This is a genomic window from Streptomyces sp. P17 (genome assembly GCF_032436805.1).
In the GTDB taxonomy this organism is placed as follows: domain Bacteria; phylum Actinomycetota; class Actinomycetes; order Streptomycetales; family Streptomycetaceae; genus Streptomyces.
In genome coordinates this window covers 1-264 of sequence record NZ_JAVRBF010000964.1, presented here as the reverse complement: position 1 = coordinate 264, position 264 = coordinate 1, and the positions used below count along the sequence as shown (strand labels likewise).

Here is a 264-nt window from a genome sequence, read left to right as displayed (position 1 = left end):
AAGAACATAGGCTCGCCATCTGCAGTATCGAGCTGAATAGTACGTCCTTGCTCGTCCCAGTGGAATTGACCGCTCTGTTCAAAACGGTTGTCTGCTTCTTTGCCTAAATAAACAGAAATCAGCTGATAGCTACCGTCTCTTTTTAGCTCTAACTGCGTTTCTATCCCTTCGCAACTGGCACAGGGTAGCACACCCTGATAGATCCCATCCCAATCTAGGGCATTTTGGCTGGTGTCTCCCACGGGTATTGCACTTGTTGCTGCA

The 264-nt window shown here is 48.5% G+C and carries 1 protein-coding gene; it reads right to left on the bottom strand.

What is annotated here, in order from left to right:
* Positions 1 to 242 (bottom strand): copper resistance protein NlpE (locus RMT89_RS43585; RefSeq protein WP_315889295.1); only part of this gene is annotated, 242 nt, incomplete at its 3' end.
* Between the last annotated feature and the right edge of the window lie 22 nt (positions 243 to 264).